Source organism: Xanthobacter autotrophicus (genome assembly GCF_029991245.1).
Lineage (GTDB): Bacteria > Pseudomonadota > Alphaproteobacteria > Rhizobiales > Xanthobacteraceae > Xanthobacter > Xanthobacter autotrophicus_C.
On record NZ_JAIVFO010000070.1, the window covers coordinates 1 to 23,646 of the forward strand.

Genomic DNA, 23,646 nt, shown 5'->3' on the forward strand with positions numbered 1-23,646 from the left:
CACCACCCCCACGCAGCAGTTCCAGATCCGCACCGCACGCCATCACCCCACGCCCCCCAGCCTGAGTTCGTCCACATCGCCGAGATCAAGCGGGGCGTGGGTGGCGGCGATCAGGATGCCGCCGTCCGCCAGATGATCCCGGCCAAAGGAGGCGAAACGCGCCTGCGCCTTCACGTCAAGCGCCGTGGTGGGCTCGTCCAGGACCCACACCGGCCGGCGCGACACCAGCAGGCGGGCGATGGCAAGACGCCGCTTCTGCCCGGCGGAGAGCACCTGCGCCCGCAGCCCGCCGAGGCCGCCGAGGCCCACCTCCTCCAGGGCGTCCTCGACCGCAAGGCCGGAAGGCCCGAGCACGGTGCGCCAGAAGGCGAGATTGGCCCTCACCGTCAGCGCGCCCTTCACCGCATCCTCGTGGCCGAGATAGTGAATGTGCTCGCCCATCCCGGCATCGGCGGCCTCAAGGCCCGGACCGGCGAGGCGCACCTTGCCTTCCGTCGCCCCGAGCAGACCGGAGAGGATGCGCAGCAGGGAGGATTTGCCCGCCCCGTTGGGGCCCACCACCAGCAGGGCGCGCCCGGCCCGGGCGGTCACGTCCAGATGCTCGAACAAAAGTTTGAAGCCCCTGCGGCAGGCCAGCTTTTCACCCACCAGAGCCGACACCGCCATTGCCCCGCGCCCCCTGCTTATGGTGCATTGCACATTGGATGCTGTTATCGCATGACCGCGCTTTGAAATGGCTCTATAAAGCCCCCGAACCGCGCCGTCCAAGTTGGGAAAGCCCGCTTCCCCATCTTCGGCGACGCTACCTCGGTCGATCATCGAACCGGAGTTATCGCACGTGACTTCTCTCGACAGCTTCAAGTCCCGGACTACCTTGACGGTAGACGACAAGGAATACGTCTATTACAGCCTTGAGCTGGCGGAGAAGAACGGGCTCCCGGGCGTGTCGGCCCTGCCGTTCTCCATGAAGGTTCTTCTGGAGAACATGCTGCGCTTCGAGGACGGCCGCTCCGTCACCAAGGACGACGTGCTCGCCGTGGCCGACTGGCTGAACAATCGCGGCAAGGCGGAAAAGGAAATCGCCTACCGCCCCGCCCGCGTGCTGATGCAGGACTTCACCGGCGTCCCGGCGGTGGTGGACCTCGCCGCCATGCGCGACGCCATGGTGGCGCTGGGCGGCGACCCGGCCAAGATCAACCCGCTGGTCCCCGTGGACCTCGTCATCGATCACTCGGTGATCGTGAACTTCTTCGGCACCGACAGCGCGCTGAAGAAGAACGTGGATGAGGAATACAAGCAGAACCAGGAGCGCTACCGCTTCCTGAAGTGGGGCCAGAGCGCGTTCGACAATTTCCGCGTCGTGCCCCCGGGCACCGGCATCTGCCACCAGGTGAACCTTGAATACCTGGCGCAGACCGTGTGGACCCGCAAGGAAGAGCTGGACGGCAAGACGGTCACCGTCGCCTATCCCGACACCCTGGTGGGCACCGATTCGCACACCACCATGGTCAATGGCCTGGGCGTGCTGGGCTGGGGCGTGGGCGGCATCGAGGCCGAGGCGGCCATGCTCGGCCAGCCCATCTCCATGCTCATCCCCGAGGTGATCGGCTTCAAGCTTTCCGGCAAGCTGAAGGAAGGCATCACCGCCACCGACCTCGTGCTCACCGTTACCCAGATGCTGCGCAAGAAGGGCGTGGTGGGCAAGTTCGTGGAGTTCTACGGCTCGGGCCTGGAGCACCTGTCGCTCGCCGACCGCGCCACCATCGCCAACATGGCCCCGGAATACGGCGCCACCTGCGGCTTCTTCCCGGTGGATCGCGAGACCATCGACTATCTGGAAGAGACCGGCCGCAAGGAAAGCCGCTACGACCTGGTGGAGAAATACTCCAAGGCCCAGGGCATGTGGCGCAAGAAGGACACCCCCGACCCGGTGTTCACCGACACGCTGGAACTCGACCTCGACACCGTGCTGCCGTCCATGGCCGGCCCCAAGCGCCCGCAGGACCGCGTGCTGCTCTCCGAGAGCAAGGCCGGCTTCCTCGCAGCGCTGGAAGGCGAGTTCAAGAAGCCCGGTGAGGCCGCCAAGCGCGTGCCCGTCGCCGGTACCGACTATTCGGTGGGCCATGGCGACGTGGTGATCGCCGCCATCACCTCCTGCACCAACACCTCCAACCCCTCGGTGCTCATCGCCGCCGGCCTGCTCGCCAAGGCCGCGGTGAAGAAGGGCCTGAAGTCCAAGCCGTGGGTGAAGACCTCGCTGGCGCCCGGCTCGCAGGTGGTCGAAGGCTACCTGAAGGCCGCCGACCTGCAGGACGACCTCGACAAGCTCGGCTTCAACCTGGTGGGCTTCGGCTGCACCACCTGCATCGGCAATTCCGGCCCGCTGCCGGAAGCCATCTCCGAGGCCATCAACAAGAACGACCTCGTGGCCGGCGCCGTCATCTCCGGCAACCGCAACTTCGAGGGCCGCGTGAACCCCGACGTGAAGGCGAACTACCTCGCCTCCCCGCCGCTGGTGGTGGCCTACGCGCTGGCCGGCTCGCTGCAGATCGACCTCACCACCGAGCCCCTCGGCACCGACAAGAACGGCGATCCCGTCTATCTCAAGGACATCTGGCCTTCCAACAAGGAAGTGGCCCAGTACATCCGCGAGAACGTCACCAAGAAGATGTTCAAGGAAAAGTATTCCGACGTCTTCAAGGGCGACGAGAACTGGCAGAAGATCGCCATTCCCACCGGCCAGACCTATGCCTGGCAGGATGCCTCCACCTATGTGCAGAACCCGCCCTACTTCGTCGGCATGACGAAGGATCCGGTGCCGGTCACCGACATCATCGATGCCCGCATCATGGGCCTGTTCCTCGACTCCATCACCACCGACCACATCTCGCCGGCCGGCTCCATCAAGCAGGCGTCCCCGGCGGGCCAGTACCTGATCGAGCATCAGGTGCGCCCGGTGGACTTCAACCAGTACGGCACCCGCCGCGGCAACCATGAAGTGATGATGCGCGGCACCTTCGCCAACATCCGCATCAAGAACCAGATGGTGCCGGGCGTGGAAGGCGGCGTGACCATCCATTATCCGGACGGCGCCCAGCTGCCGATCTACGACGCGGCCATGCTGTATCGCTCCGAGGGCGTGCCGCTGGTGGTGTTCGCCGGCAAGGAATACGGCACCGGCTCGTCCCGCGACTGGGCGGCGAAGGGCACCAAGCTGCTCGGCGTCCGCGCCGTGGTGGCCCAGTCCTTCGAGCGCATCCATCGCTCGAACCTGGTGGGCATGGGCATCGTGCCGCTGGTGTTCAAGGACGGCGAGAGCTGGCAGACCCTCGGCATCAAGGGTGACGAGATCGTCACCCTCAAGGGCATCGAGGGCGACCTCAAGCCCCGCCAGACCCTGACCGCCGAGATCAAGTTTGCCGACGGTTCGGTGAAGAACGTGGACCTCATCTGCCGTATCGATACGCTGGACGAGCTCGACTACTTCCGCAACGGCGGCATCCTGCCCTACGTGCTGCGCTCGCTCGCGGCCTGATCTGCGCCGGCTTGCGCCGGTGACGAACAACGGCTGGCCCGGACCCCTCCGGGCCGGCCTTTTCATGTGGGGTGCAGAGTGCGGGCCCACAATTGCGGGCCCATCATGCGGCCCCTGCGCGTACCATTTTGCTACCCTTGCGGGTCACACCTTCATTGCCCTTGCGGGAGGTTTCTCCGGCCTGCCGTGCACCCCATTGTGACTGGTGCCGCTCCCCCGCCTCGGTTATTCCCGAAGCCGTTCCCCTTGCCGAAAGCTCCTATTGCGCACCATGACCTTCGCTCGCACCACCCTCGCGCTTCTGCTCGCCCTCGCCGCCAGCCCGGCCCTGGGACAGAGCCAGCCGAAGACCGTGGTGGAGCTGTTCACCAGCCAGGGCTGCGCCTCCTGCCCGCCCGCCGACGCCCTCCTCACCGAGATCGCCAAGGACCCGCAGGTGCTCGCCCTCACGCTGGCGGTGGACTATTGGGACTATGTGGGCTGGAAGGACACGCTGGCGCTGCATGGCCATTCCCTGCGCCAGAAGGCCTATGCCGACCAGCGCCCGGACCGGAAGGTGTTCACCCCGCAGATGGTGGTGGACGGCACGCTGTCGACCAAGGGCAGCGACCGCGCCGCGGTGCAGCGCGCTTTGTTCACCGCGCGCAGCACCGGTGGCCTCACGGTGCCGGTGACGGTGACGCGCGATGGCGATGCCGTCGAGATCAGCCTGCCCGAGAGCCACGCCGCCGCCGGCGGCGCGGACCTGTGGCTGTGCCCGGTGATACGCAACCAGACGGTCGCCATCGGCCGCGGCGAGAACGGCGGGCGCAACGTGACCTATGCCAACGTGGTGCGCGGCTGGATCCGGGTCGCCATCTGGCAGGGCGATGCCCGGCGCTATCGCGTGGCCCTCAAGGACATCAGCCGGGAGGGCGTGGATTCCGTGGCGGTGCTGGTGCAGACCGGCAGCCCGAATATGCCCGGCCCCATCATCGGCGCCGCCTTCCTGCCCCTCGGCGACTGATCCCGCCCATTGGCCCGCGGGCCGGGGCCTGCCTCATCACAACCGCCTGCGCAAAAAAGAAGGCCGCCCGGAAGGCGGCCTATTGGGGGTCTGATGTCGGTGCGTAGCAGTGGCCGGTCCGCGCGCACCCCGGGGGGCTGGGGGGCTGGGATACCGGAGCGCTTCGCGAACCGGCCCTGCTACGCGATTGAAGATCACGCCGGGGCGCGGCGCGCGATTGGCCGAATTTCGGCGAGACTGTGATTTCAGTGACGTTGCCGTGATCTGTACTAAATTACCTCTTCGCCAAAAGCGACAGTCGGCTACCAATTGGCCTTGAAAGGCGCCACGCCGGGGGTGATCATGGCCAGCAACATGGGCCTGCACCGTCTCGCCCGCCATTGGCGCGTCTTGTGGAGCGCGCACCGGCGGATCGGGCATCCGGTTGAGGCCGCGACACAGGAGGCCCGATGGGAGACGCTGAACCCATAATCCTGTCGCGCCGCGGCGCCGTTTCGGTCCAGCCCGCGGCCTCATCCCCGGTACCGTTGAAGATCACCTTCGACCGGCGGGAACTCGACCGCATCCTCGACCTTTACGGGCGCATGGTGGCACAGGGCGAATGGCGCGACTACGCCATCGACTTCACGCGCGACAAGGCGGTGTTCGCCGTCTACCGCCGCGCCATGGACATGCCCCTCTACCGCATCGAGAAAGACCCGCGCCTGGCCCGGCGCCAGGGCATGTATGCAGTGATCTCCCAAACCGGCCACATCCTGAAGCGCGGCCATGAACTGCCGCGGGTCCTCGCCGTGCTGGAGAAGCCGTTGCGCGGGATCTGATCCGGACGGTCAAACGAAAATAGCCGGGGAAGCCCCGGCCATTTTGCGTTCAGGCGCCGCCCCGCTTCAGGCCCGGCCGAACACCCGCGTGAAGATGGTGTCCACATTCTTCAGGTGGTAGCCGAGATCGAACTTCTCGTTGATGTCGTCTTCCGAGAGATACTTGCGCACGTCATCGTCGGCGAGGAGGAAGGTGCGGAAATCGCCCTCCCCGCGCCACACCCGCATGGCGTTGCGCTGCACAAGGCGATAGCTGTCCTCGCGGCTCGCGCCCTTCTGGGTCAGCGCCAGCAGCACCCGCTGGGAGTGGATGAGCCCGCCCAGCTTGTCCATGTTCTTCTGCATGTTGTCGGTGTGCACCACCAGCTTGTCCATGACGCCGGTGAGCCGCGCCAAGGCGAAGTCCAGCGTCACCGTGGCGTCGGGGCCGATCATGCGCTCCACGGAGGAGTGGGAGATGTCCCGCTCGTGCCACAGAGCCACGTTCTCCATGGCCGGCAGGGCATAGGCGCGCACCATGCGGGCAAGGCCGGTGAGGTTCTCGGTGAGCACCGGGTTGCGCTTGTGGGGCATGGCCGAGGAGCCCTTCTGCTCGGGGGAGAAATACTCCTCCGCCTCCAGCACCTCGGTGCGCTGGAGATGGCGCACCTCGGTGGCGAGCCGTTCCACCGAGGAGGCGACCACCCCCAGCACCGCGAAGAACATGGCGTGCCGGTCACGCGGGATCACCTGGGTGGAGACGGTCTCCACGCTCAGCCCGAGCTTTGCCGCCACATGGGCTTCCACCGCCGGATCGATATGGGCAAACGTGCCCACCGCCCCGGAAATGGCGCAGGTGGCGACCTCGGCACGGGCGGCCACCAGCCGGGCGCGGGCGCGCTGGAATTCGGCGGCGGCGATGGCGAGCTTCACGCCGAAGGTGGTGGGCTCGGCATGGATGCCGTGGGAACGGCCCACGGTGGGGGTCAGCTTGAACTCGAACGCCCGGCGCTCCAGCACCTTCAGCAGCCCGTCCACGTCGGCAATCAGCAGGTCGCTGGCGCGGGCCAACTGTACCGCAAGGCAGGTATCCAGCACGTCGGACGAGGTCATGCCCTGGTGCACGAAGCGCGCTTCCGGCCCCACGAATTCGGCGAGGTGGGTGAGGAAGGCGATGACGTCGTGCTTCACGTCCCGCTCGATGGCGTCGATGCGTTCCACGTTGAACTCGGCCTTGCCGCCCAGCTCCCAGATCTTGGCCGCGGCCTCCTTCGGCACGATGCCGAGGTCCGCCATGGCATCGGCGGCATGGGCCTCGATCTCGAACCAGATGCGGAAACGGGCTTCGGGGGACCAGATGGCGGCCATTTCCGGCCGGCTGTAACGCGGGATCATGTGCGGGTGCTCGTCATATTATGCAGGCGAGCGCTTTAGCAGAAAGGCGCGGCGCCGGGTAGCGCGGCGCGAGCATGGGAGCTGAACGTGGGGCTCACCTGGCCCGTGCGGTGGTGCGTCCCCCGGTTTCGGCGGCCCGCTCATCCTTCCTTTACGGGGGCGGCGTCACAATCTCGCCTGCGCCGTTGAGGATAAGCGTTTGCCCATCGTCTCACCTGCCGCCGAGAGCCCCGACGTGACCTCCCTTGCTCCGCTTCCCCGCGTGCTGGCCTCGGAGCTGGCGGATCGCGCACCCACCATCCTGGTGTTCGATTCGGGGCTGGGTGGCCTGTCCGTGTTCCGCGAGGTCGCCCGCGTGCGGCCGGACGCGCACTTCGTCTATGCCGCCGACGATGCCGCCTTCCCCTATGGCGCCCTCCCCGACGAGACGCTGGTCAACCGCGTCGGCCACGTCATGGATCGGCTGATCGGCGAGGTGAAGCCCGACCTCGTGGTCATCGCCTGCAATACCGCCTCCACCCTGGCCTTGCCGTCGCTGCGGGCGCGCCACACCGTGCCCTTCATCGGCACCGTGCCGGCCATCAAGCCCGCCTGCCTCGCCTCCCGCACCAGGCGCGTGAGCGTGCTGGCCACCCCCGGTACGGTGCGGCGCGATTATACCGCCGCGCTGGTGCGCGAGTTCGCCTCCGGCTGCGACGTGGCCCTGGTGCCCAGCGACCGGCTCGCGGGTCTGGCCGAGGCCGCCATGGCCGGTGATCTTGTGGACGAAGCGGACATCGCCGACGAGATCGCGCCCTGCTTCGTCAACGCCGGCGGCCGGCGCACCGACACGGTGGTGCTCGCCTGCACCCATTATCCGCTCATTCTCGACCGGCTGACCCGCCTTGCGCCGTGGCCGGTGACATGGATCGACCCCGCCCCGGCCATCGCCCGGCGCGTCACCCAGCTCATCGGCATCGCGGCGACGCCGGCGGCGGCGCAGACCGCGAACGCGGATCGGCCTCCGGTGCGGCTGGTCTCCACCCTGCGACCGCTGGAGGCGGAGCGCATTGCGACCATCGTCGGCCGTCCCGTGGCCCCGCCGCAGGTGCTGGACCCGTCCGGCCCGCCGCGCGGCACCAGTTGATTTCCCGTCTGGAGACCGAATGACCCTCGCCATCCACCGCCGCGCCTTCACCTTCGGCCTTGCTGGCTCCCTGGCCGGGGCCGGACTGCTCGCGGCGGCCCCCGCGCTGGCCCAGCAGGCGGCGCAGCCGTTCCCGCGCTGGGTGGAGACCTTCCGGGCGCGGGCCCGGGCGCGCGGCGTCTCCGATGCCACCTACAACCGCGTCTTCAACGGCCTGAAGCCCGACACCGCCGTCTATGCGCAGGACCGCAACCAGGCCGAGTTCACCGAGCAGAGCTGGCAATACATCAATCGCCGCGTCTCCGACTGGCGCATCGCCACCGGCAAGCAGCGCGCGCACCAGTATGCCGGCCTGTTCGAGCGCATTGAGAAGGCATTCGGCGTCGATCGCCGGGTGATGCTCGGCTATTGGGGCATGGAGAGCGCCTTCGGCGACGTGCTCGATAATCCCAAGCACATGACCCCCATCTTCCCCTCCCTCGCGGCCCTGGCCTGGGGCGATGCACGCCGGCGCAAATACTGGGAAACGGAGCTGCTCAATGCCCTCGTCATCGTGGAGCGCGGCTGGGGCACCCCGCAGGAAATGAGGGGATCGTGGGCCGGCGCCATGGGCCACACCCAGTGGATGCCCGAGGTCTGGCTCAACATGGGAGTGGATTTCGACGGCGACGGCCGCATCTCACCCTTCGGCAAGCCGGACGATGCCCTCGCCGGAACCGCCAACTATCTGGTGAAACGCGGAAAATATCGCCGCGACGAGCCCTGGGGCTTCGAGGCGAAGCTGCCGGCCGGCTTCAACACCGACCTTGCGGACAACAAGACCCGCCGGCCCCTCGCCCAATGGGGAGAGCTGGGTCTGGTGACAGTGGAGGGCCAGTCGCTTACCGGCTATGACGAGCCGGCGCGCCTGTGGCTGCCGGGCGGGGCCGGAGGGCCGGCACTGCTGCTGCTCCACAACTTTTATGCGGTGCGGTCCTACAACCCCTCGTCCAACTACGCCCTCGCCGTGGTGCATCTGGGTGACCGAATCATGGGCGAGGGGCCGTTCGTGGCCTCCTGGCCCGGCGGCGAGCGGGCGCTGACCCTGGCGGAACTGCAGGAGGTGCAGCAGCGCCTCACCGCGGCCGGCTTCGACACCGGCGGCGCCGATGGACGGGTGGGCGCCGATACCATGCGGGCGGTGCGTGCCTTCCAGCAGAAGGCCGGCATCACTCCGGCGGATGGCTACGCCTCCATCGCCGTGCTGACCGCGCTCCGGCAAGGGCGGTAGAGCGAATTCAGCGAACGCCTGAAACGGGTTTAACTGGAGCAGGCCGGCTCCTTGAGGCGCCATTGGGGTGCGCCCTTTGGGAAGCCGCCGATGAACGGGGCCGGCGCGTCGGCGCGCAGCGTGAGTCCCGATCCCCATCCGCCAACAAAAATGCCCCGGACCAGCCGGGGCATTGCATCCTCAAGGCGAGGCGACCGCTCGGCCGCGACCGCTTTCAGCCGCGCGCCGTGCTCTTGCGGCGCAGGCGCACCACCACGTCCACGCGCGCCACCTCATAGCCCTCCGGCGGCTCGGGGATGAGTTCCACCCTCACATCGCGCGCCGGGATATCCAACAGGTCGTTCTGACCCTCGAGGAAGAAATGGTGGTGGTCCGAGGCGTTGGTGTCGAAATAGGTCTTGGAGCCGTCCACCGCCACCTCCCGCAGGAGGCTCGATTCCGTGAACTGGTGCAAGGTGTTGTAGACCGTGGCGAGCGACACCGGGAAGCGCGCCTTGATGGCTTCCTCGTGCAGGATTTCCGCGGTCACGTGCCGATCGCCCTTGGCGAACAGCAGCCAGCCGAGGGCGAGGCGCTGGCGGGTGGGGCGCAGGCCCACGTCCTTGAGCATCTCGCGCACGTCGTGGAACGGGCATCCGGTCCGGCGCGTGGTGTTGATGTCGCGGAGCTGGGCGACGGGAAGAACCGGCTCGTCCTGCGCATCGGCCTGCGCAAACGGGGGACCGAATGGGGAGCGGGAGCGGATCATCTCGTTCATTTCGGCTGCAATCTGTGTAGCTATGACCAAAATATGCCGTCGCAGGAGAAACGCAATGCGAATGCCTCCGAAGACGACTAGCAACTTTATACCCGATATTGCACCGCAGCGCCATACAGGTACCCCTGAGTGAGAAAAGTTCCAAGGTGGCAGGCCACCTCCGGGGGCTTTCGGCGGGGCGCGACCTCGTGCCGGCTCACTTGCGCGTCATCCCCGCTCCGGGTCATGGACAGGGGCGCGCGGCGGGTCTATCGCGCTCCCGCCGGGGTCCGTCGGCCCCTTTCAGGACACTCGCCTTGCTCCAGCGTCTCGACGAAACGGCGGCCTTGCTGCTGGTGACCGGATCGGCCCTCGCCTTGGCGGCGGCCTGGTATTTCCAGCTTGTGGTGGGCCTTGCCCCCTGCCCGCTCTGCCTCGACCAACGGCTGCCCTATTACGCCGCGATCCCGTTGGGACTGCTGGCATTCGCCGCCGCGCGCAGCGGCCGGATCACGCTGGCGCGGGCGCTGCTCGGCGTCATCGGCCTCGCCATGGTGGGCAATATGGGCCTTGCCATCTTCCACGCCGGAGTCGAGTGGCAGTTCTGGAGCGGCCCCACGGCCTGTACCGGAGCACCGGTGATGACGGGCAACGTGCTGTCCGCCCTGAAGGGCGCGCGGGTGCCCCGCTGCGACGAGGCGGCGTGGCGGCTGCTCGGGATTTCCATGGCAGGATGGAATGCGCTGATCGCGGCGGGACTGGCCGTGGTGGCCTTTGGTGGCGCGACAACCGGTCGCAAAGCCTGACGCAGGGATGTCACACGGGGCTCAGGGATCCAGTTCGGTATCCCAGTAGAGATAGTCCATCCAGCTTTCGTGGAGATAATTGGGCGGGAAGTGGCGGCCGTTCTGGTGCAGGTCGTGCACGGACGGCTGGAACGGCATCTGCGCCGGCCACATGCCCAGGTCGCCCGGCATATGGCTCCCTTTGCGCAGGTTGCAGGGGGAGCAGGCGGCGACGACATTTTCCCAGGTGGTCTGCCCGCCCCGGGAGCGTGGGATGAGGTGATCGAAGGTGAGGTCGTCGCGCGAGCCGCAATATTGGCAGGAGAAGCGGTCACGCAGGAAGACGTTGAAGCGGGTGAAGGCCGGTTGTCGCGTGGGCTTCACGAAGGTGCGGAGTGACACCACGCTCGGCAGGCGGATCTCGAACCCCGGACTTCGCACCGCCTTGTCGTAATATTCGACGATATTCACGCGATCGAGGAAGACCGCCTTGATGGCATCCTGCCAACTCCAGACCGACAGCGGGTAGTAGCTCAACGGACGATAGTCCGCGTTGAGCACGAGCGCTGGCCAGGCACCTGGTGACAAAGCAGTGGTCAAGGACCGAACTCCTCGTCTGCGCAGCCGAATCGTCGCTGACGACCCCGATGCGCGGGCGATACTCTATATGCTCCGTGTCATCCTTGTGAAGCCGCCGCCGAACCACACTCCGGTGCTGTTGGATAGGGCCGGACGACTCACCGGGGCCGCTCTAGCGGCGTGCCTTGCCCAGGAACTCGGCGAGGAACTGCCCGCCGTGGAACAGCCCCTCATCGTCGATGCCATGGCCGAGGCCCTGGCTCAGGTGCCATTCCACCGGCACGCCCGCCGCCGCCAGCCCCCGCGCCGAGGCGAACAGGGCCGAGGCGGGAATCACCTCGTCCTCGCTGCCGTGCACCATCAGGATCGGCGGACGGCTGGGCAGCTCCATGTCGCCGCGCCCGGACGTGGCGTCCACCCACATGCCGGAATAGGCCACCACCGCTGCCGGGGCCACCTGCGCCGTGGTACCAAGCTTCAGCGCCATCATCGCCCCCTGGCTGAAGCCCACCAAGGCGAGGCGCTCGGGCGGCAGGTCGTATTTGGCCAGCTCCTCGGCCAGGAAGTCCCGCAGCAGGGGGGCGGCCCCCTCCGCTCCCCGGGTCAGTTCGTGGGGATCGCGGAAGGTGAGCGGAAACCACTGGCGGCCCACCGGCGCCCCCTCGCAGGGATCGGGCGCGTGGGGCGAGACGAACAGGGCGCCGGGCAAGAGATCCGCCCAGGCATTGCCGATGTCGATGAGGTCGCGGCCGTCGGCGCCATAGCCGTGCAGCAGCACCACGAGGCAATCCGGCGCACCGCCGTTGCGCGGGCGCAGGCGCGGGCCGTCGAGGACAGGATCGTCGAGGGAAACGCCGTCGAGGGGGAAGGAGCCGCCAGGAAAGGTCATGTCGCAATACCAATAGGGCAATGGTCAGGCCGGCGCGCCCTGCCGGACCCGCCGCGCGCCATAATACGCCCACAGCAGGTGCGCCGCCACGCCGCGCAGCGGCCGCCAGTCTTCCGCCACCGCCCGCAGCCCGTTGGGCGTGGCCCGTCCCGGCAGGTCGAAGGCCTCGCCCAGCGCCACCTGCAGGGCGAGGTCGCCGTGGGGAAAGGCATCCGCCCGGCCGAGGCAGAACAACAGGTAGATGTCGGCGGTCCACAGCCCGATGCCGGGCAGGCGCGTGAGGGTCTCGGCGGCGGCGTCCGCCGCCATGCGGGCCACGGCGTCGAGGTCCACCGCCCCCTCCGCCAGCGCCCGGGCGATGCCGGTGAGGGTGCGGATCTTGGGGGCAGAGAGGCCGGCAGCGCGCAGGGCCTCCGGGGTCGCCGCCAGCATGGCCTCCACGCTCGGCGCGCCGCCGAGGGTCGCTTCCAGCCGGCCATGGATGGCGCGGGCCGAAGCCACCGAAAGCTGCTGCGCCACCACCACCGCCGCGAGCCCGGCAAAGCCCGGCGGGCGCCGGCGCAGGGTCGGCCGGCCCGCCAGTTCCACCAGCGGCACCAGACGCGGGTCGAGGGTGAGGAGATCGTCCAGCGCCCTGTCGAAGACGGTCTGGTCGGTCAAAAGCGGTTCCGTCATCATCATCTCCGCGGTCGCGCCAGAGCCGTCGCGTTCCCATCAGCTCACGGCACTCGCTCCAGAATCCTGTGTCCACCCGTTTTCTTCGTGTGAACCGGTATCCACTTCGCTCGAAAACGCTCTAATCCTAGCGCCATGGCCCTCCCCGCTTCGCCCTTCACCTGCCGCTTCGCGCCCAGCCCCAACGGCCGGCTGCATCTGGGCCACGCCTTCTCGGCGCTGGTGAACGTGGAGGCGGCACGGCGCATGGGCGGCATCTTCCTGGTGCGCCTGGAGGATATCGACACCACCCGATGTCGCCCGGAATACGCGCGCGGCATCCTCGACGACCTCGCGTGGCTGGGCATCTTCCCCGATGCACCGGTGCGCCGGCAGTCGGCGCATTTCGCCGATTATGCGGCGGCCATCGCCCGGCTCGAAGCCCTGGGGCTGGTCTATCCCGCCTTCGAGAGCCGCGCCGACATCGCCCGCGCGGTGATCGGCCTGGAAAGCGCCACCGGCCGCCCCGCCCCGCGCGATCCGGACGGGGCGCCTCTGGTCCCCTTCCCCCGCTCGGCCATGAGCGATGTGGCGCGGGCCACGCTCAGGGATCGGGGCGCGCCGTTCGTGGTGCGGCTCGACATGGCGGCGTCCATCGCGGCGGTGCGGGAGATGGCGGGTGAGCCGCTCCAATGGGAGGAGGCGCAGGGCGTTCCCGAGGGGCCGCGCAAGGCGGTGGAGGCCGATGCCGCCCGCTGGGGCGACGTGGTGCTCGCGCGCAAGGACGTGCCCACCTCCTATCATCTCTCGGTGGTGGTGGACGACGCCGCGCAGGGCATCACCCACGTCATCCGCGGCATGGACCTCTACCACGCCACCTCGGTGCACGTGCTGCTGCAGCGCCTGCTGGGCCTGCCGACCCCGGCCTATCATCACCACCGGCTGGTGCTGGACGAGAGCGGCTACAAGCTCTCCAAGAGCAATTCCGCCACCAGCCTGGCCGCGCTGCGCGCCGCCGGCGCCACGCCGCAGGACGTATTGCGGCGGCTGGAACTGGCCGCCGGCACCAGGGATGAGCCGGCCTATCCGACCCCGAGCACGTAGAGCCAGAGGGCCACGGTGAAGACCGCAAGCCCGGTGGACATGGATACGGCGCTGGTGGAGGCCCCGACCCCGATGCCGTAGCGCTGGGCCAGCAGATAGCCGTTGATGCCCGATGGCATGGCGGCGAACAGCACCGCCACCCCGGCCCACACGGCGGGCATGGGGAACAGGAAGGTGAGCCCATAGACCGCCGCCGGATGCACCAGCAGCTTCAGCCCGCTGATGAGCGCGGACGGCGCCAGATCGCCGCCCGACATGCCGTAGCGCTTCAGCGACAGGCCGAGCGAGATGAGGGCGCAGGGCGTGGCGGCGGCGGCGATCAGGTCCACCATCTGCTTGGGGATGCCGGTGGCCTGGATGCCGAGGACGCGGCCGAGCGCCCCGGCATAGATGCCGATGAGGATGGGGTTGAGCGCCAGCGCCTTCACCAGCTTCATGGCCGTGGCGCGGGAGAAGCCGGCGCTGCCTTCCATCAGCACGGTGGCGGCCACCAGCATCACCGGCAGGTGGATGGCGATGAGCAGGAACAGCGGCACCGCCCCCTCCGGCCCATAGGCCTTCAGGATGAGCGGCACGCCCACGAACACGGTGTTGGCCTGCCCCGCCGCGAAGCCATGGATCACCGCCTCCTGCGGGCTGCGGCCGAACAGCTTGCGCGCCGCCAGCAGGGCGAGGCCGAAGGCGAAGAAGGCGCCGGCGAAATAGGAGATCCAGTAGCCCCAGGGCTGGGCCTCCGGGAGGCTGGATTCGCTCAGCGTCTTGAAGATGAGCGCCGGCACCGCCAGGCTGAAGACGAACTCCGCCAGCCCGTCGCTGGCCCGCTCGCTGACCAGCTTCACCTTGGCAGCAAAGTAGCCCACCGCCACCATGCCGAAGACCGGAAGAACGATGACGGCGATGTCGGAAAGGGTGCTCAGCATGGGTGATCCGTCAGGCCGCGCGGTGGGCCGCCGTGCCATGCCCTGATGGGCGATGATCCGGAGCATTCGCGCTCCGGGCACCGCCGGCCGGCGCCAGCGCCGCATCGCGCACGCCCACGATCACCGACAGCCGGCCATGGAGCCGTTGCGCAAGATCGGAGGACGCGGCGAACACGATCTCCACCGCGAGGACCCCGCCCGAGGCGGCACAATCCACGCGGGACGGCAGCACGTCGTGGATCACGAACGGTTCCAGCAGGCGCAGCAGCAGGTTGGTTTCAGGTTCGGCCTCCACCAGGAGGCGATGGAGGTCCGCGCCGTCGGCGACGACGGTGGGCAGGGACAGGGAGCGGGGCATGAGACGATCCGGAACGAAGACGGGCCTTTCGGCCGCAAGCGATGCGAGAAGGGCCATGCGGCCCCTGCGGTCATCGCGCCGTGCCGGATCTGGGGGCTTCATCGGCGGCTCCACTGCCTCAGCAGCGGCGGCCTTTAAAGTCAGCGTCCCGGACGACGCGTCAGATTACCCGGCCGACCGTGTCGACCGGGCGTGGAATTCGCCGCAGGGCCGGGCGGAAACCCGGCATCTCGTATCCGGAACAATGCATGGGATGAACCATAGGACCAGGCTGCAAACCCGTCAACGGGTCCGTTAAATCGGTTTGAATGAAGCACTGCTGCTCCCTCCCCGCGCCGAATCCGGATGTTTCCGGCTTCGGCTTAAAGGAAGCGAACTCGGCAACAGCCGAGTTCGGGCGGGAGAGGGTTCCATCGTGCCCGGTCGAGCAATTGCCCTGTTCGCCGGTCCATCAGCACGCCAAAAACGAAACGGCCGGGACTGGCCCGGCCGTGGATGGCGCTACCGTCATCAAAGCCGCACGCGAGCGCGCGGGATTTGATCAGCCCGGACGATCAGCCTTCGTCGTCGTCGGTGTGCTCCGGCGGCACGAGGCCCTGGAGGCCGGCGAGCAGCTCTTCCTCGGTCATGCGGTCGAGCATGACGTCGCCGTCGTCGCCACCCGAACCAACGCCGGACGCGATGAGGGGCACGGTCTCGGGCTCGGGCTCGTCCACCTCGGTGTATTTCTGCAGCGAGTGGATGAGGTCTTCCTTCAGATCCTCGGGGCTGACATTCTCGTCGGCGATCTCGCGCAGCGCGACCACGGGGTTCTTGTCGTTGTCGCGATCAACGGTGATCTGGGCGCCGGACGAGATCATGCGCGCCCGGTGGGCGGCGAGCAGGACCAGCTCGAACCGGTTGTCCACCTTGTCGATGCAATCTTCAACCGTGACACGGGCCATGGGCTCGTCACTCCCTCATGCGCATAAGGCGCGCAACTATCGGCCTTGGGAAGAGCGGGTCACTACAGCAATTCACCATGATGGGCAAGCCCGCCCTGCCTTTTTCGCTTGCTTTGGGCCGGCCTTCGTCGGAGAAAGGCGAACGTAGGACGTGGTTTACAGCCGTTCCCCGTTACGACCATCCCATTCCATCGGCGGACCTTTGTATGCAGGGCCTGGAAAAGATCGCTCTTCTGATAGATGGCGCCAATCTATATTCAGCTACCAAAGCGCTCGGCTTCGACATTGACTACAAGCGGCTCCTGAAGGAATTCCAGAGCCGTGGGTATCTGTTGCGGGCGTTCTATTACACGACACTGATCGAGGATCAGGAATATTCCTCGATCCGCCCGCTGCTCGACTGGCTTGACTACAACGGCTACGCAGTCGTCACAAAGCTTGCCCGCGAATTCACCGATTCCCAGGGTCGCCGGCGCGTGCGCGGCAACATGGACATCGAGATCGCCGTGGACGCCATGGAGCTGGCCGAGCACGTGGACCATATCGTCCTGTTCTCCGGCGACGGTGACTTCCGTTCGCTGGTGGAGGCGCTGCAGCGCAAGGGCGTGCGCGTGTCGGTGGTGTCCACCATCTCCACCCAGCCGCCGCTGATCGCCGACGACCTGCGGCGCCAGGCGGATGTTTTCATCGACCTCGTGGACCTGCAGCCCAAGATCGGGCGCGACCCCTCCGAGCGGCAGGGCCGCATGTCGGAGACGCCCCGCTTCCTGGAGCGCCGCGGCGCCGCCGCCACCGCCAGCGACCCCGGCGAAACCTGAGCCTCGGAAACCGAGCATGGCCAAGGTTTCCGTTGCCCGGGCCTCCGCCGCCCAGGCACCCGCCCAAGCACCCGCGCGGGCGGCGCGCCCGGTCATGGCTCCCGTCGAGCCGGGGGCCGACTGTCCCCTGTGCCCGCGCCTCGCCGATTTCCGCCACGCGTGGCGGGTGGCCGAACCCGGCTGGCACAACGCTCCCGTGCCCGCCTTCGGGCCGGAAGATGCGCGCCTGCTCATCGTCGGCCTCGCCCCCGGCCTACGCGGGGCGAACCGCACCGGGCGCCCCTTCACCGGCGATTTTGCCGGCGACCTGCTCTACGCGACGCTGATCGAATACGGCTTCGCCACCGGCTCCTATGCCGCCCATCCGGGCGACGGCCTCGCCCTCGTCGATGCCCGCATCGTGAACGCGGTGCGCTGCGTGCCGCCGCAGAACAAGCCCACGCCGGAGGAAATCCGCACCTGCCGGCCCTTTTTGTCCGCGCCCATGGCCGCCATGCCGCGCCTGTCCGCCATCGTGACGCTGGGCAAGATCGCCCACGATTCGACGCTGGCGGCGCTGGGGCAGAAGGCCTCGCGGCTCAAATTCGGCCACGGCGCCATGGATACCATCGCGGACGGCACCATGGGCCCGGTGCGGCTGTTCGCGAGCTACCATTGCTCGCGCTACAACACCAATACGCGGGTGCTGACCCCGGACATGTTCCGCGCCGTCTTCGCCTCCGTGCGGGCCTATCTCGACGCGGCCTGAGCCGACCTACGCCTGATCCGGCGCGCGCTTGCCATGCAGATGCGCCAGCACGTCGGCGGCGTTCCTGTCGGGCGGGAACACCGGATAGAAGACGTGGGAGATGGCCCCGTCCTCGATGATGAGGGTGATGCGCTTCAGCAGCATCGCGCCCTCCACCGTGAAGGTGGGCAGGCGGATGGCATGGGTCAATTCATGCCGGTGGTCGGAGAGGAGCGGGAACGGCAGGTGCAGCCGCTCCGCCACCTCCTGCTGATAGGCCGTATCCTGCAGCGAGAGGCCGAACACATGCTCCGCCCCCGCCGCCTTCAGGTCCGCGAAATGGTCGCGGAAGGCGCACGATTGCGGGGTGCAGCCCCGCGCCCCGGGGATCTCGTCCCAGCCCGTGGGCAAAGGCGCGCCGGGAACGCCCGTGCGGGGATAGGCATAAACCACGGCAAGGCCCGACAGGGCGGAGAGATCGATCATCCGCCCGTCCGTGGCCGGAAGCTCGATGATGGGCAGTTCCAGCCCCGGCAGGTGGGCGGCGTGGCCGTCGTCCTGTGGCGCGGGCAGTCCGTCCGGCAGGCTGTCATAGGTGGTCATGTCGGCTCCCCTTGCGCGTCGTCATAGGAGATGAATTCCAGCAGCGACCCGTCGGGATCGCGGAAATAGAGGCTGGTGCCCCGCCCCAGCGCGCCGAAGCGCGGCACCGGGCCCAGCTCCGGCGTGATGCCGTGGGCGGACAGGTGCGCGGCCGCATCAGTGATGGGGCCGTCCCAGCGGAAGCACAGGTCGCTGTTGCCGGGCTGGACCGGCAGCCGCGCCACCGGCACCGGGTCCACTCCCGGCCCGTGCAGGTTGAGCTGGCGGTCGCCGAAGCGATAGGCGAAACCCGCGCCCACCGGCACCACCTGTGCCCCCAGCACGGCCGCATAGAAGGCGTTGGAGCGCGTGAAGTCGCTCACATGGACGACGCAGTGGTCGAACGCGATCTTGCCGGCCATGTCCCCTCCCTTTGTCCCCTCCCCGCCCGATCAGCCGCGGTCGCGCATGAGGCGCGCCTTGTCGCGCGCCCAGTCGCGTTCCTTGGAGGCCTCGCGCTTGTCGTGGGCCTTCTTGCCCTTGGCCAGGGCCAGTTCCACCTTGGCGCGGCCTCGGTCGTTGAAATAGATCTTCAGCGCCACCACGGTCATGCCTTCGCGCTCCACCGCGTGGCCGAGCTTGGCGATCTGGCGCTTGTGCAGCAGCAGCTTGCGGGGGCGGCGGGTCTCATGGTTGAAGCGGTTGGCCTCCAGATATTCGGGAATGTAGGCGTTGTAGAGCCACATCTCCCCGGCCTTCTGGGCGGCATAGCTCTCGCCGATGGTGGCCTTGCCGGTGCGCAGGCTCTTCACCTCGGTGCCGGTGAGCATGACACCGGCCTCGAAAGTCTCGCCAATCTCGAAATCGAACCGCGCGCGCCGGTTGTCGGCGGCGATCTTGCGCGGGGCGTCGGTCTTCTTGCTGCTCATGGTGGGAATGTGGTCTCGGCGCACCGCTCAGGCAAGCGGGATGGGTCAGGGGCGCAGGCGGGCGGTGTGGAAGATACCGGGGATGGTCAGCATCTCGTCCTCAGCCTCGATCCGGTAGACGACGACATGGGGGCGGCGCCTCACCACCCATTCACGGGTGCCGGCCGCGGAGCCCGGCCAACCCGAGTGCGGGGCCGCCTTGAGAAGCGTGGCGGCGGCCCGAAGGTCGGCCATCACGCGCCGCGCGGCGGCGGGATTGTCGCTGGCGATGTAAGCGAAAATCTCCTCGAGATGACGCTGCGCCGGCGCGGCGTAGCGCAGCTTCACAGGCCGAAGCGCGCCCAGACGGCGCCCATCTCCTCCTCGCTCACGAACGTCATGGTGCCGTCCTCGATGCGGCGCATGGTGTCCTCAATGCGCGCCACCTGCTCCGGCGTCAGCTGGTAATCCGCCTCCCCACCCTCACCGCCACCCGCCTCGTCCCGATGGACGAGGCCCAGCAGCAGCTCGGCGGCGCGGTCCTGTTCCGCGTCGGAGAGCTTGCGGATCTCGGCGATGGCCTGGTCCAGCAGCTTGGTCATGGACGAAGGATAGCAGACCCGCGCTCAGTTGATGAGGCCGGCATGCACCATGGCGCTGCGCACCACGGCGCGGGTGGTCTCGGAGACCGGCACCATGGGCAGCCGCGCCTCCTCGCTCATCTTGCCGAGCAGCGAGAGGGCGTACTTGGTGGGCGCCGGATTGGTCTCCACGAACAGCGCCGTATGCAGCGGCATCAGGATGTCCTGGATCGCCAGCGCCGCCTTGTAGTCGCCGGCGAGGCAGGCGAGCTGGAAGTCCGAGCACAGGCGCGGGGCGACGTTGGACGCCACCGAGATGCAGCCCTGCCCGCCATGGGCGTTGAAGCCCAGCGCGGTGGCATCCTCGCCCGAGAGCTGGATGAAGTCCGCCCCCAGCACCTGCCGCTGCAGCGACACGCGGGCAAGGTTGGCGGTGGCATCCTTCACGCCGGCGATGTTCTTGATCTCGAACAGCCGCGCCATGGTCTCCACCGACATGTCGATCACCGAGCGGCTCGGGATGTTGTAGATGAAGATCGGCACCTCCACCGCGTTGGCGATGGCCCGGAAGTGCTGGTAGAGGCCTTCCTGGGTGGGCTTGTTGTAATAGGGCGTCACCACCAGCAGGGCGTCCGCGCCCACCTTCTCGGCGTGCCGGGCGAGGGCCACCGCCTCCGCCGTGTTGTTGGAGCCGGCGCCCGCCATCACCGGCACCCGGCCGGCGGACTGCTGGACTGCCCATTCGACCACGCGATTGTGCTCCTCGTGGGAGAGGGTCGGGCTCTCGCCGGTGGTGCCGACCGGCACGAGGCCGTGGGTGCCTTCGGCGATCTGCCAGTCCACGAAGGCGCGGAACGCCTTTTCATCCAGCGCGCCGTCGCGGAACGGGGTGACGAGGGCGGTAAACGAGCCGCGGAAGCGCGACGCAGACGAAATGGGCGACATGGCGAACGCCTTGGGTTCCTGGGGCTTATCGGCTGGCAGGTGAGGGACAGCCTCGCGGGGTTTGTGATTGGTCGAGGACATGCGCGCGAACATTCAGCGCGTGCGCGAACATCCCGGTGCCACGCCGGCTCGGGTGAGCGGCGGGTGCGGGCCTTGACCCTTAGCCTTTTGCCGGCCGGCCGGAAAGAGGGCAAGCATCGACACCACCTGTCCGGGCGCACATCAGCGGCCGGAGACCGGCGCAAGCGCCTTGTGCGGGCGCCGCCGTGCCATTCAGGGGGACGGGGCGGCACCCCGGTGAGGGATTGCGGCCCTTGCAACCGATGCGGGGTCATGAGCCGCGTTTTCGCCCTGTTTGCGCGATCAATCTGGTTAGGGTTTCGTCAACACGGCTGGCGGAACATGGGCGAGGGGGAGCCGCAAGATCACATCAAACGACCCGAACGCGCCGCGAGGACATTGCATGTCGCCTGTTTCGAGCTTGATTTCCGTGAGCGCGCTTGCGCTCGCCCTCGCGTGGAGCGGGGCGATGCCGGCTCTCGCGGAGACCACGCCGACGGCCAAGCCGGCTGCCGCCAAAGACGCCAAGGCCAAGGATGCCAAGGCCCAGGACAGCAAGGCCCAGGAGAGCAAGCCGAAGGACGCCAAGGCCCAAGATAGCAAGGCTCAGGACAGCAAGGCGAAGGATACCAAGGCCGCCAGCGCCAAGCCGGCCAGCAATGCCAAGGCGTCGGCGGACATCAAGTCCGGCAAGGCCCAGAAGGATGCGGCCAAGCCCGCGCCAGCCAAGCCCGCCGCGTCCAAGCCTATCGCGTCCAAGCCCTCGGGCAAGCCGGCCACCGCCCGCGCCCCGGTCGCAGCGCCCCAGGCGGCGCCGACGCTCGGCGCCTCGTCCAACATCGCCGGCGGCGACCTTGCCGCGCTGAAAGTGGCGGTGACCGCCGCCAAGAACGGGCGGGCCGCAGAGGCCATGGGCGCCGCCCAGCAGCTCGATGATCCGGCGGCGCGCACGCTGGTGACCTGGCTGGTCATCCGCCACGCCCCCAACGACCTCGGCTTCGACGCCATCAACCAGTTCCTGAAGGACAAGCCCGGCTGGCCAACCCAGAACACCCTGCGCCGCCGCGCCGAGCGGGTGCTGTTCCAGGAGAACCGCGACCCGGCCAAGGCACGCGACTTCTTCGCCGAGCAGCCGCCGCTCTCGGGCGAGGGCAAGATCGCGCTCGCCCGCTACCTCGTCGCCGCCGGCAACCGCTCGGACGCGGCCGACTGGGTGCGCGAGGCCTGGCGCGAGGACGAGCTGAACGAGCTGTTCGAATCAAAGATCATCGACGAGTTCTCCGGCATCCTCACCCGCACCGACCACAAGCTGCGGGCCGACCGCTTCAGCTACAAGCCGGACCCGGACCGCGCCCTGCGCGCCGCCGCCCGCGCCGGCTCCGACATCGTCGCCCTCACCAAGGCGCGCATGGCCATCGCCAAGAAGGACGCGAACGGCGAGAAGCTGCTCGCCCTGGTGCCATTCTCTTTGTCGAGCGATCCCGCCTATCTGTTCGCCAAGTCCCAGCTCGCCCGCCGGGCCGACAAGCCGCAGGACGCCGCGCGCGCGCTCCTGGCCGGCGCCACCTCCGACCAGGTCCGGGCCGATCCGGACGAATGGTGGATCGAGCGGCGCCTCGTCGCCCGCGAGCTGCTGGAAGCGGGTGATTTCCAGACCGCCTACAAGGTGGCCGCCACCGGCGTGCCGCCCAAGGCCGACAATTACCGCGCCGAGCAGCACTTCACCGCCGGCTGGATCGCTTTGCGCTTCCTGAAGGACCCGCGCACCGCTGCCCAGCATTTCGCCAAGATCGACGACGACCAGAAGCACCCCATTACCCTGTCGCGGGCCTATTACTGGCAGGCGCAGGCGGCGGAGGCCATGGGCGACGGCGGTCGCGCCCGCGAACGCTTGCAGGCGGCGGCGCGCTTCCCGGCCACCTATTACGGCCAGCTCTCGCGCACCAAGCTGGGCATGGCGCCGGTGGTGCTGCGCGCGCCCTCGGCCTCGTTCGACAGCCGCAGCACCTTCGCGCGGCTGGAGCCGGTGAAGGCGGTGCGCCTGCTCTACGCCATCGGCGAGCGCGACATTCCCCTGACCATCTATTACGACCTCGCCTGGCGCATGGAGGACCCGGCCCAGCTCGCCATGCTGGCCGACCTCGCCGAGGCCAACGGCGATGCCCGCGGCGCCCTGGTGGTGGGCAAGGAGGGCCTTGCGGAAGGCCATCCCCTGGAGGCGGAAGCCTTCCCCACCTTCGGCCTGCCCAGCTACACCCCCATCGGCAACCCGGTGGACAAGGCGGCGATCTATGCGGTGGCGCGGCAGGAAAGCCAGTTCAACCCGCGCATCGTGTCCGGCGCCAAGGCCATGGGCTTCATGCAGGTGACCCCCGAGGCCGGCCGCGAGGTCACCAAGAAAACCGGGGTGCCCTACAGCGAATCCCGCCTCATGAGCGACCAGTCCTACAATGTGCAGTTCGGCGCCGCCGAGCTGGGCGAGCTGGTGCAGAATTACGGCGGCAACTACGTGCTGGTGTTCGCCGCCTACAATGCCGGGCGCGGCAGCGTGGCCAAGTGGATCCAGCGCTACGGCGACCCGCGCGACCCGGACGTGGACGTGGTGGACTGGGTGGAATCCATCCCCTTCTCAGAGACCCGCAACTATGTGCAGCGGGTTATGGAGAACTACCAAGTCTACAAGGTGCGCTTCAACATCCCCACCAAGCTGCAGATGGAAGCCGACCTGCGCGGCGGCCGCTGAGGGAGGGGGCGGCTCGCCGGCAGCGAAGGCTTGGCGCTTCCGTTCGGAAAGCCGGAGCTTCTCCCGCTTGCCGCCCCTCTCCCGCGTACGGGGGAGGGTTCACCCGTGGCGCGCGATGACGCAGCCCTCACCCCCTAATGCGATACGCCCCCTCTCCCGCGTGCGGGGGAGGGCTGGGGAG

At 68.2% G+C, this 23,646-nt stretch carries 25 protein-coding genes; 10 read left to right on the top strand and 15 right to left on the bottom strand.

The window, feature by feature from the left end:
* Positions 1–42 precede the first annotated feature (42 nt).
* Positions 43–819: a heme ABC exporter ATP-binding protein CcmA gene (gene ccmA, locus K9U41_RS13100; RefSeq protein WP_432715788.1), complete on the bottom strand. Its 777-nt coding sequence runs from the start codon at positions 817–819 to the stop codon at positions 43–45.
* A 19-nt stretch (positions 820–838) separates the two neighbouring features.
* On the opposite strand from ccmA, the gene acnA reads away from it, so the two are divergent.
* The 3 genes from acnA to K9U41_RS13115 all read left to right on the top strand — a co-directional run bounded on the left by acnA (position 839) and on the right by K9U41_RS13115 (position 5,362).
* Positions 839–3,535: an aconitate hydratase AcnA gene (gene acnA / locus K9U41_RS13105; RefSeq protein WP_282641283.1), complete on the top strand. Its 2,697-nt coding sequence runs from the start codon at positions 839–841 to the stop codon at positions 3,533–3,535.
* Between the two features lie 271 nt (positions 3,536–3,806).
* Positions 3,807–4,541: a DUF1223 domain-containing protein gene (locus K9U41_RS13110; protein ID WP_282641284.1), complete on the top strand. Its 735-nt coding sequence runs from the start codon at positions 3,807–3,809 to the stop codon at positions 4,539–4,541.
* 449 nt (positions 4,542–4,990) lie between these two features.
* Complete coding sequence (locus tag K9U41_RS13115; protein WP_282641286.1) at positions 4,991–5,362, top strand: DUF2794 domain-containing protein; 372 nt, start codon at positions 4,991–4,993, stop codon at positions 5,360–5,362.
* 66 nt (positions 5,363–5,428) lie between these two features.
* Here K9U41_RS13115 and purB read toward each other — a convergent pair whose 3' ends face one another.
* Positions 5,429–6,736: an adenylosuccinate lyase gene (purB, locus tag K9U41_RS13120; protein ID WP_282641287.1), complete on the bottom strand. Its 1,308-nt coding sequence runs from the start codon at positions 6,734–6,736 to the stop codon at positions 5,429–5,431.
* A gap of 235 nt (positions 6,737–6,971) precedes the next feature.
* On the opposite strand from purB, the gene murI reads away from it, so the two are divergent.
* Together murI and K9U41_RS13130 are read left to right on the top strand one after the other, a co-directional pair.
* On the top strand, positions 6,972–7,862 hold the full coding sequence (gene murI, locus K9U41_RS13125; protein WP_282641304.1) for a glutamate racemase: 891 nt from the start codon (positions 6,972–6,974) through the stop codon (positions 7,860–7,862).
* 19 nt (positions 7,863–7,881) lie between these two features.
* Complete coding sequence (locus tag K9U41_RS13130; protein ID WP_282641288.1) at positions 7,882–9,132, top strand: lytic murein transglycosylase; 1,251 nt, start codon at positions 7,882–7,884, stop codon at positions 9,130–9,132.
* Positions 9,133–9,346: 214 nt separating this feature from the next.
* On the opposite strand, the gene irrA is transcribed toward K9U41_RS13130, so the two are convergent.
* Positions 9,347–9,880, bottom strand: coding sequence for an iron response transcriptional regulator IrrA (gene irrA / locus K9U41_RS13135; RefSeq protein ID WP_282641305.1), 534 nt, complete (start codon positions 9,878–9,880; stop codon positions 9,347–9,349).
* 305 nt (positions 9,881–10,185) lie between these two features.
* Between irrA and K9U41_RS13140 the strand changes: the two genes are divergently transcribed.
* Positions 10,186–10,674 (top strand): disulfide bond formation protein B, encoded by a 489-nt coding sequence (locus K9U41_RS13140; RefSeq protein WP_282641290.1) that lies wholly within the window; start codon positions 10,186–10,188, stop codon positions 10,672–10,674.
* Between the two features lie 21 nt (positions 10,675–10,695).
* Here the strand turns inward: K9U41_RS13140 and K9U41_RS13145 are convergent, their stop codons facing one another.
* From K9U41_RS13145 to K9U41_RS13155, 3 genes are all read right to left on the bottom strand, one after another.
* Positions 10,696–11,253 (bottom strand): HNH endonuclease, encoded by a 558-nt coding sequence (locus tag K9U41_RS13145; protein WP_282641291.1) that lies wholly within the window; start codon positions 11,251–11,253, stop codon positions 10,696–10,698.
* A 151-nt stretch (positions 11,254–11,404) separates the two neighbouring features.
* A complete protein-coding gene (locus K9U41_RS13150) occupies positions 11,405–12,121 on the bottom strand; it encodes an alpha/beta hydrolase (RefSeq protein WP_282641292.1) in 717 nt (238 codons plus the stop codon).
* 24 nt (positions 12,122–12,145) lie between these two features.
* Positions 12,146–12,796 (bottom strand): DNA-3-methyladenine glycosylase family protein, encoded by a 651-nt coding sequence (locus tag K9U41_RS13155; protein ID WP_282641293.1) that lies wholly within the window; start codon positions 12,794–12,796, stop codon positions 12,146–12,148.
* Between the two features lie 135 nt (positions 12,797–12,931).
* On the opposite strand from K9U41_RS13155, the gene gluQRS reads away from it, so the two are divergent.
* Complete coding sequence (gene gluQRS / locus K9U41_RS13160) at positions 12,932–13,879, top strand: tRNA glutamyl-Q(34) synthetase GluQRS (RefSeq protein WP_282641294.1); 948 nt, start codon at positions 12,932–12,934, stop codon at positions 13,877–13,879.
* Here the strand turns inward: gluQRS and K9U41_RS13165 are convergent.
* The 3 genes from K9U41_RS13165 to rpoZ form a co-directional block, all read right to left on the bottom strand.
* Complete coding sequence (locus K9U41_RS13165; RefSeq protein WP_282641295.1) at positions 13,858–14,799, bottom strand: AEC family transporter; 942 nt, start codon at positions 14,797–14,799, stop codon at positions 13,858–13,860. The genes gluQRS and K9U41_RS13165 overlap by 22 nt on opposite strands.
* Positions 14,800–14,809: 10 nt before the next feature.
* Complete coding sequence (locus tag K9U41_RS13170) at positions 14,810–15,157, bottom strand: hypothetical protein (protein WP_282641296.1); 348 nt, start codon at positions 15,155–15,157, stop codon at positions 14,810–14,812.
* A gap of 554 nt (positions 15,158–15,711) precedes the next feature.
* Positions 15,712–16,101, bottom strand: coding sequence for a DNA-directed RNA polymerase subunit omega (rpoZ, locus tag K9U41_RS13175; RefSeq protein ID WP_282641297.1), 390 nt, complete (start codon positions 16,099–16,101; stop codon positions 15,712–15,714).
* Positions 16,102–16,307: 206 nt separating this feature from the next.
* Between rpoZ and K9U41_RS13180 the strand changes: the two genes are divergently transcribed.
* Complete coding sequence (locus K9U41_RS13180) at positions 16,308–16,919, top strand: NYN domain-containing protein (RefSeq protein WP_138397644.1); 612 nt, start codon at positions 16,308–16,310, stop codon at positions 16,917–16,919.
* 16 nt (positions 16,920–16,935) lie between these two features.
* Complete coding sequence (locus K9U41_RS13185; protein WP_432715789.1) at positions 16,936–17,667, top strand: uracil-DNA glycosylase; 732 nt, start codon at positions 16,936–16,938, stop codon at positions 17,665–17,667.
* Between the two features lie 6 nt (positions 17,668–17,673).
* On the opposite strand, the gene K9U41_RS13190 is transcribed toward K9U41_RS13185, so the two are convergent.
* Genes K9U41_RS13190 through dapA form a run of 6 tightly spaced genes read right to left on the bottom strand, consistent with a single transcriptional unit; the run spans position 17,674 to position 20,662 of the window.
* On the bottom strand, positions 17,674–18,249 hold the full coding sequence (locus K9U41_RS13190) for a peroxiredoxin (protein WP_282641298.1): 576 nt from the start codon (positions 18,247–18,249) through the stop codon (positions 17,674–17,676).
* The gene (locus K9U41_RS13195) at positions 18,246–18,650 is read right to left on the bottom strand and encodes a VOC family protein (RefSeq protein WP_282641299.1); all 405 of its coding nucleotides are present in this window, start codon (positions 18,648–18,650) and stop codon (positions 18,246–18,248) included. Before K9U41_RS13195 ends, K9U41_RS13190 begins: the two co-directional genes overlap by 4 nt.
* A gap of 30 nt (positions 18,651–18,680) precedes the next feature.
* Complete coding sequence (gene smpB, locus K9U41_RS13200; protein WP_282641300.1) at positions 18,681–19,157, bottom strand: SsrA-binding protein SmpB; 477 nt, start codon at positions 19,155–19,157, stop codon at positions 18,681–18,683.
* 45 nt (positions 19,158–19,202) lie between these two features.
* Positions 19,203–19,484, bottom strand: coding sequence for a type II toxin-antitoxin system RelE/ParE family toxin (locus K9U41_RS13205; protein ID WP_282641301.1), 282 nt, complete (start codon positions 19,482–19,484; stop codon positions 19,203–19,205).
* Positions 19,481–19,738 carry a hypothetical protein gene (locus K9U41_RS13210; protein ID WP_282641302.1) on the bottom strand — a complete coding sequence of 86 codons (258 nt, stop codon included), beginning with the start codon at positions 19,736–19,738 and terminating at the stop codon, positions 19,481–19,483. Before K9U41_RS13210 ends, K9U41_RS13205 begins: the two co-directional genes overlap by 4 nt.
* A 24-nt stretch (positions 19,739–19,762) precedes the next feature.
* Complete coding sequence (gene dapA / locus K9U41_RS13215; protein ID WP_432715790.1) at positions 19,763–20,662, bottom strand: 4-hydroxy-tetrahydrodipicolinate synthase; 900 nt, start codon at positions 20,660–20,662, stop codon at positions 19,763–19,765.
* Positions 20,663–21,152: 490 nt separating this feature from the next.
* On the opposite strand from dapA, the gene K9U41_RS13220 reads away from it, so the two are divergent.
* Entirely contained in the window at positions 21,153–23,465 is a 2,313-nt protein-coding gene (locus K9U41_RS13220; protein WP_282641303.1) for a lytic transglycosylase domain-containing protein, read from the top strand.
* The last annotated feature ends 181 nt before the right edge of the window (positions 23,466–23,646 follow it).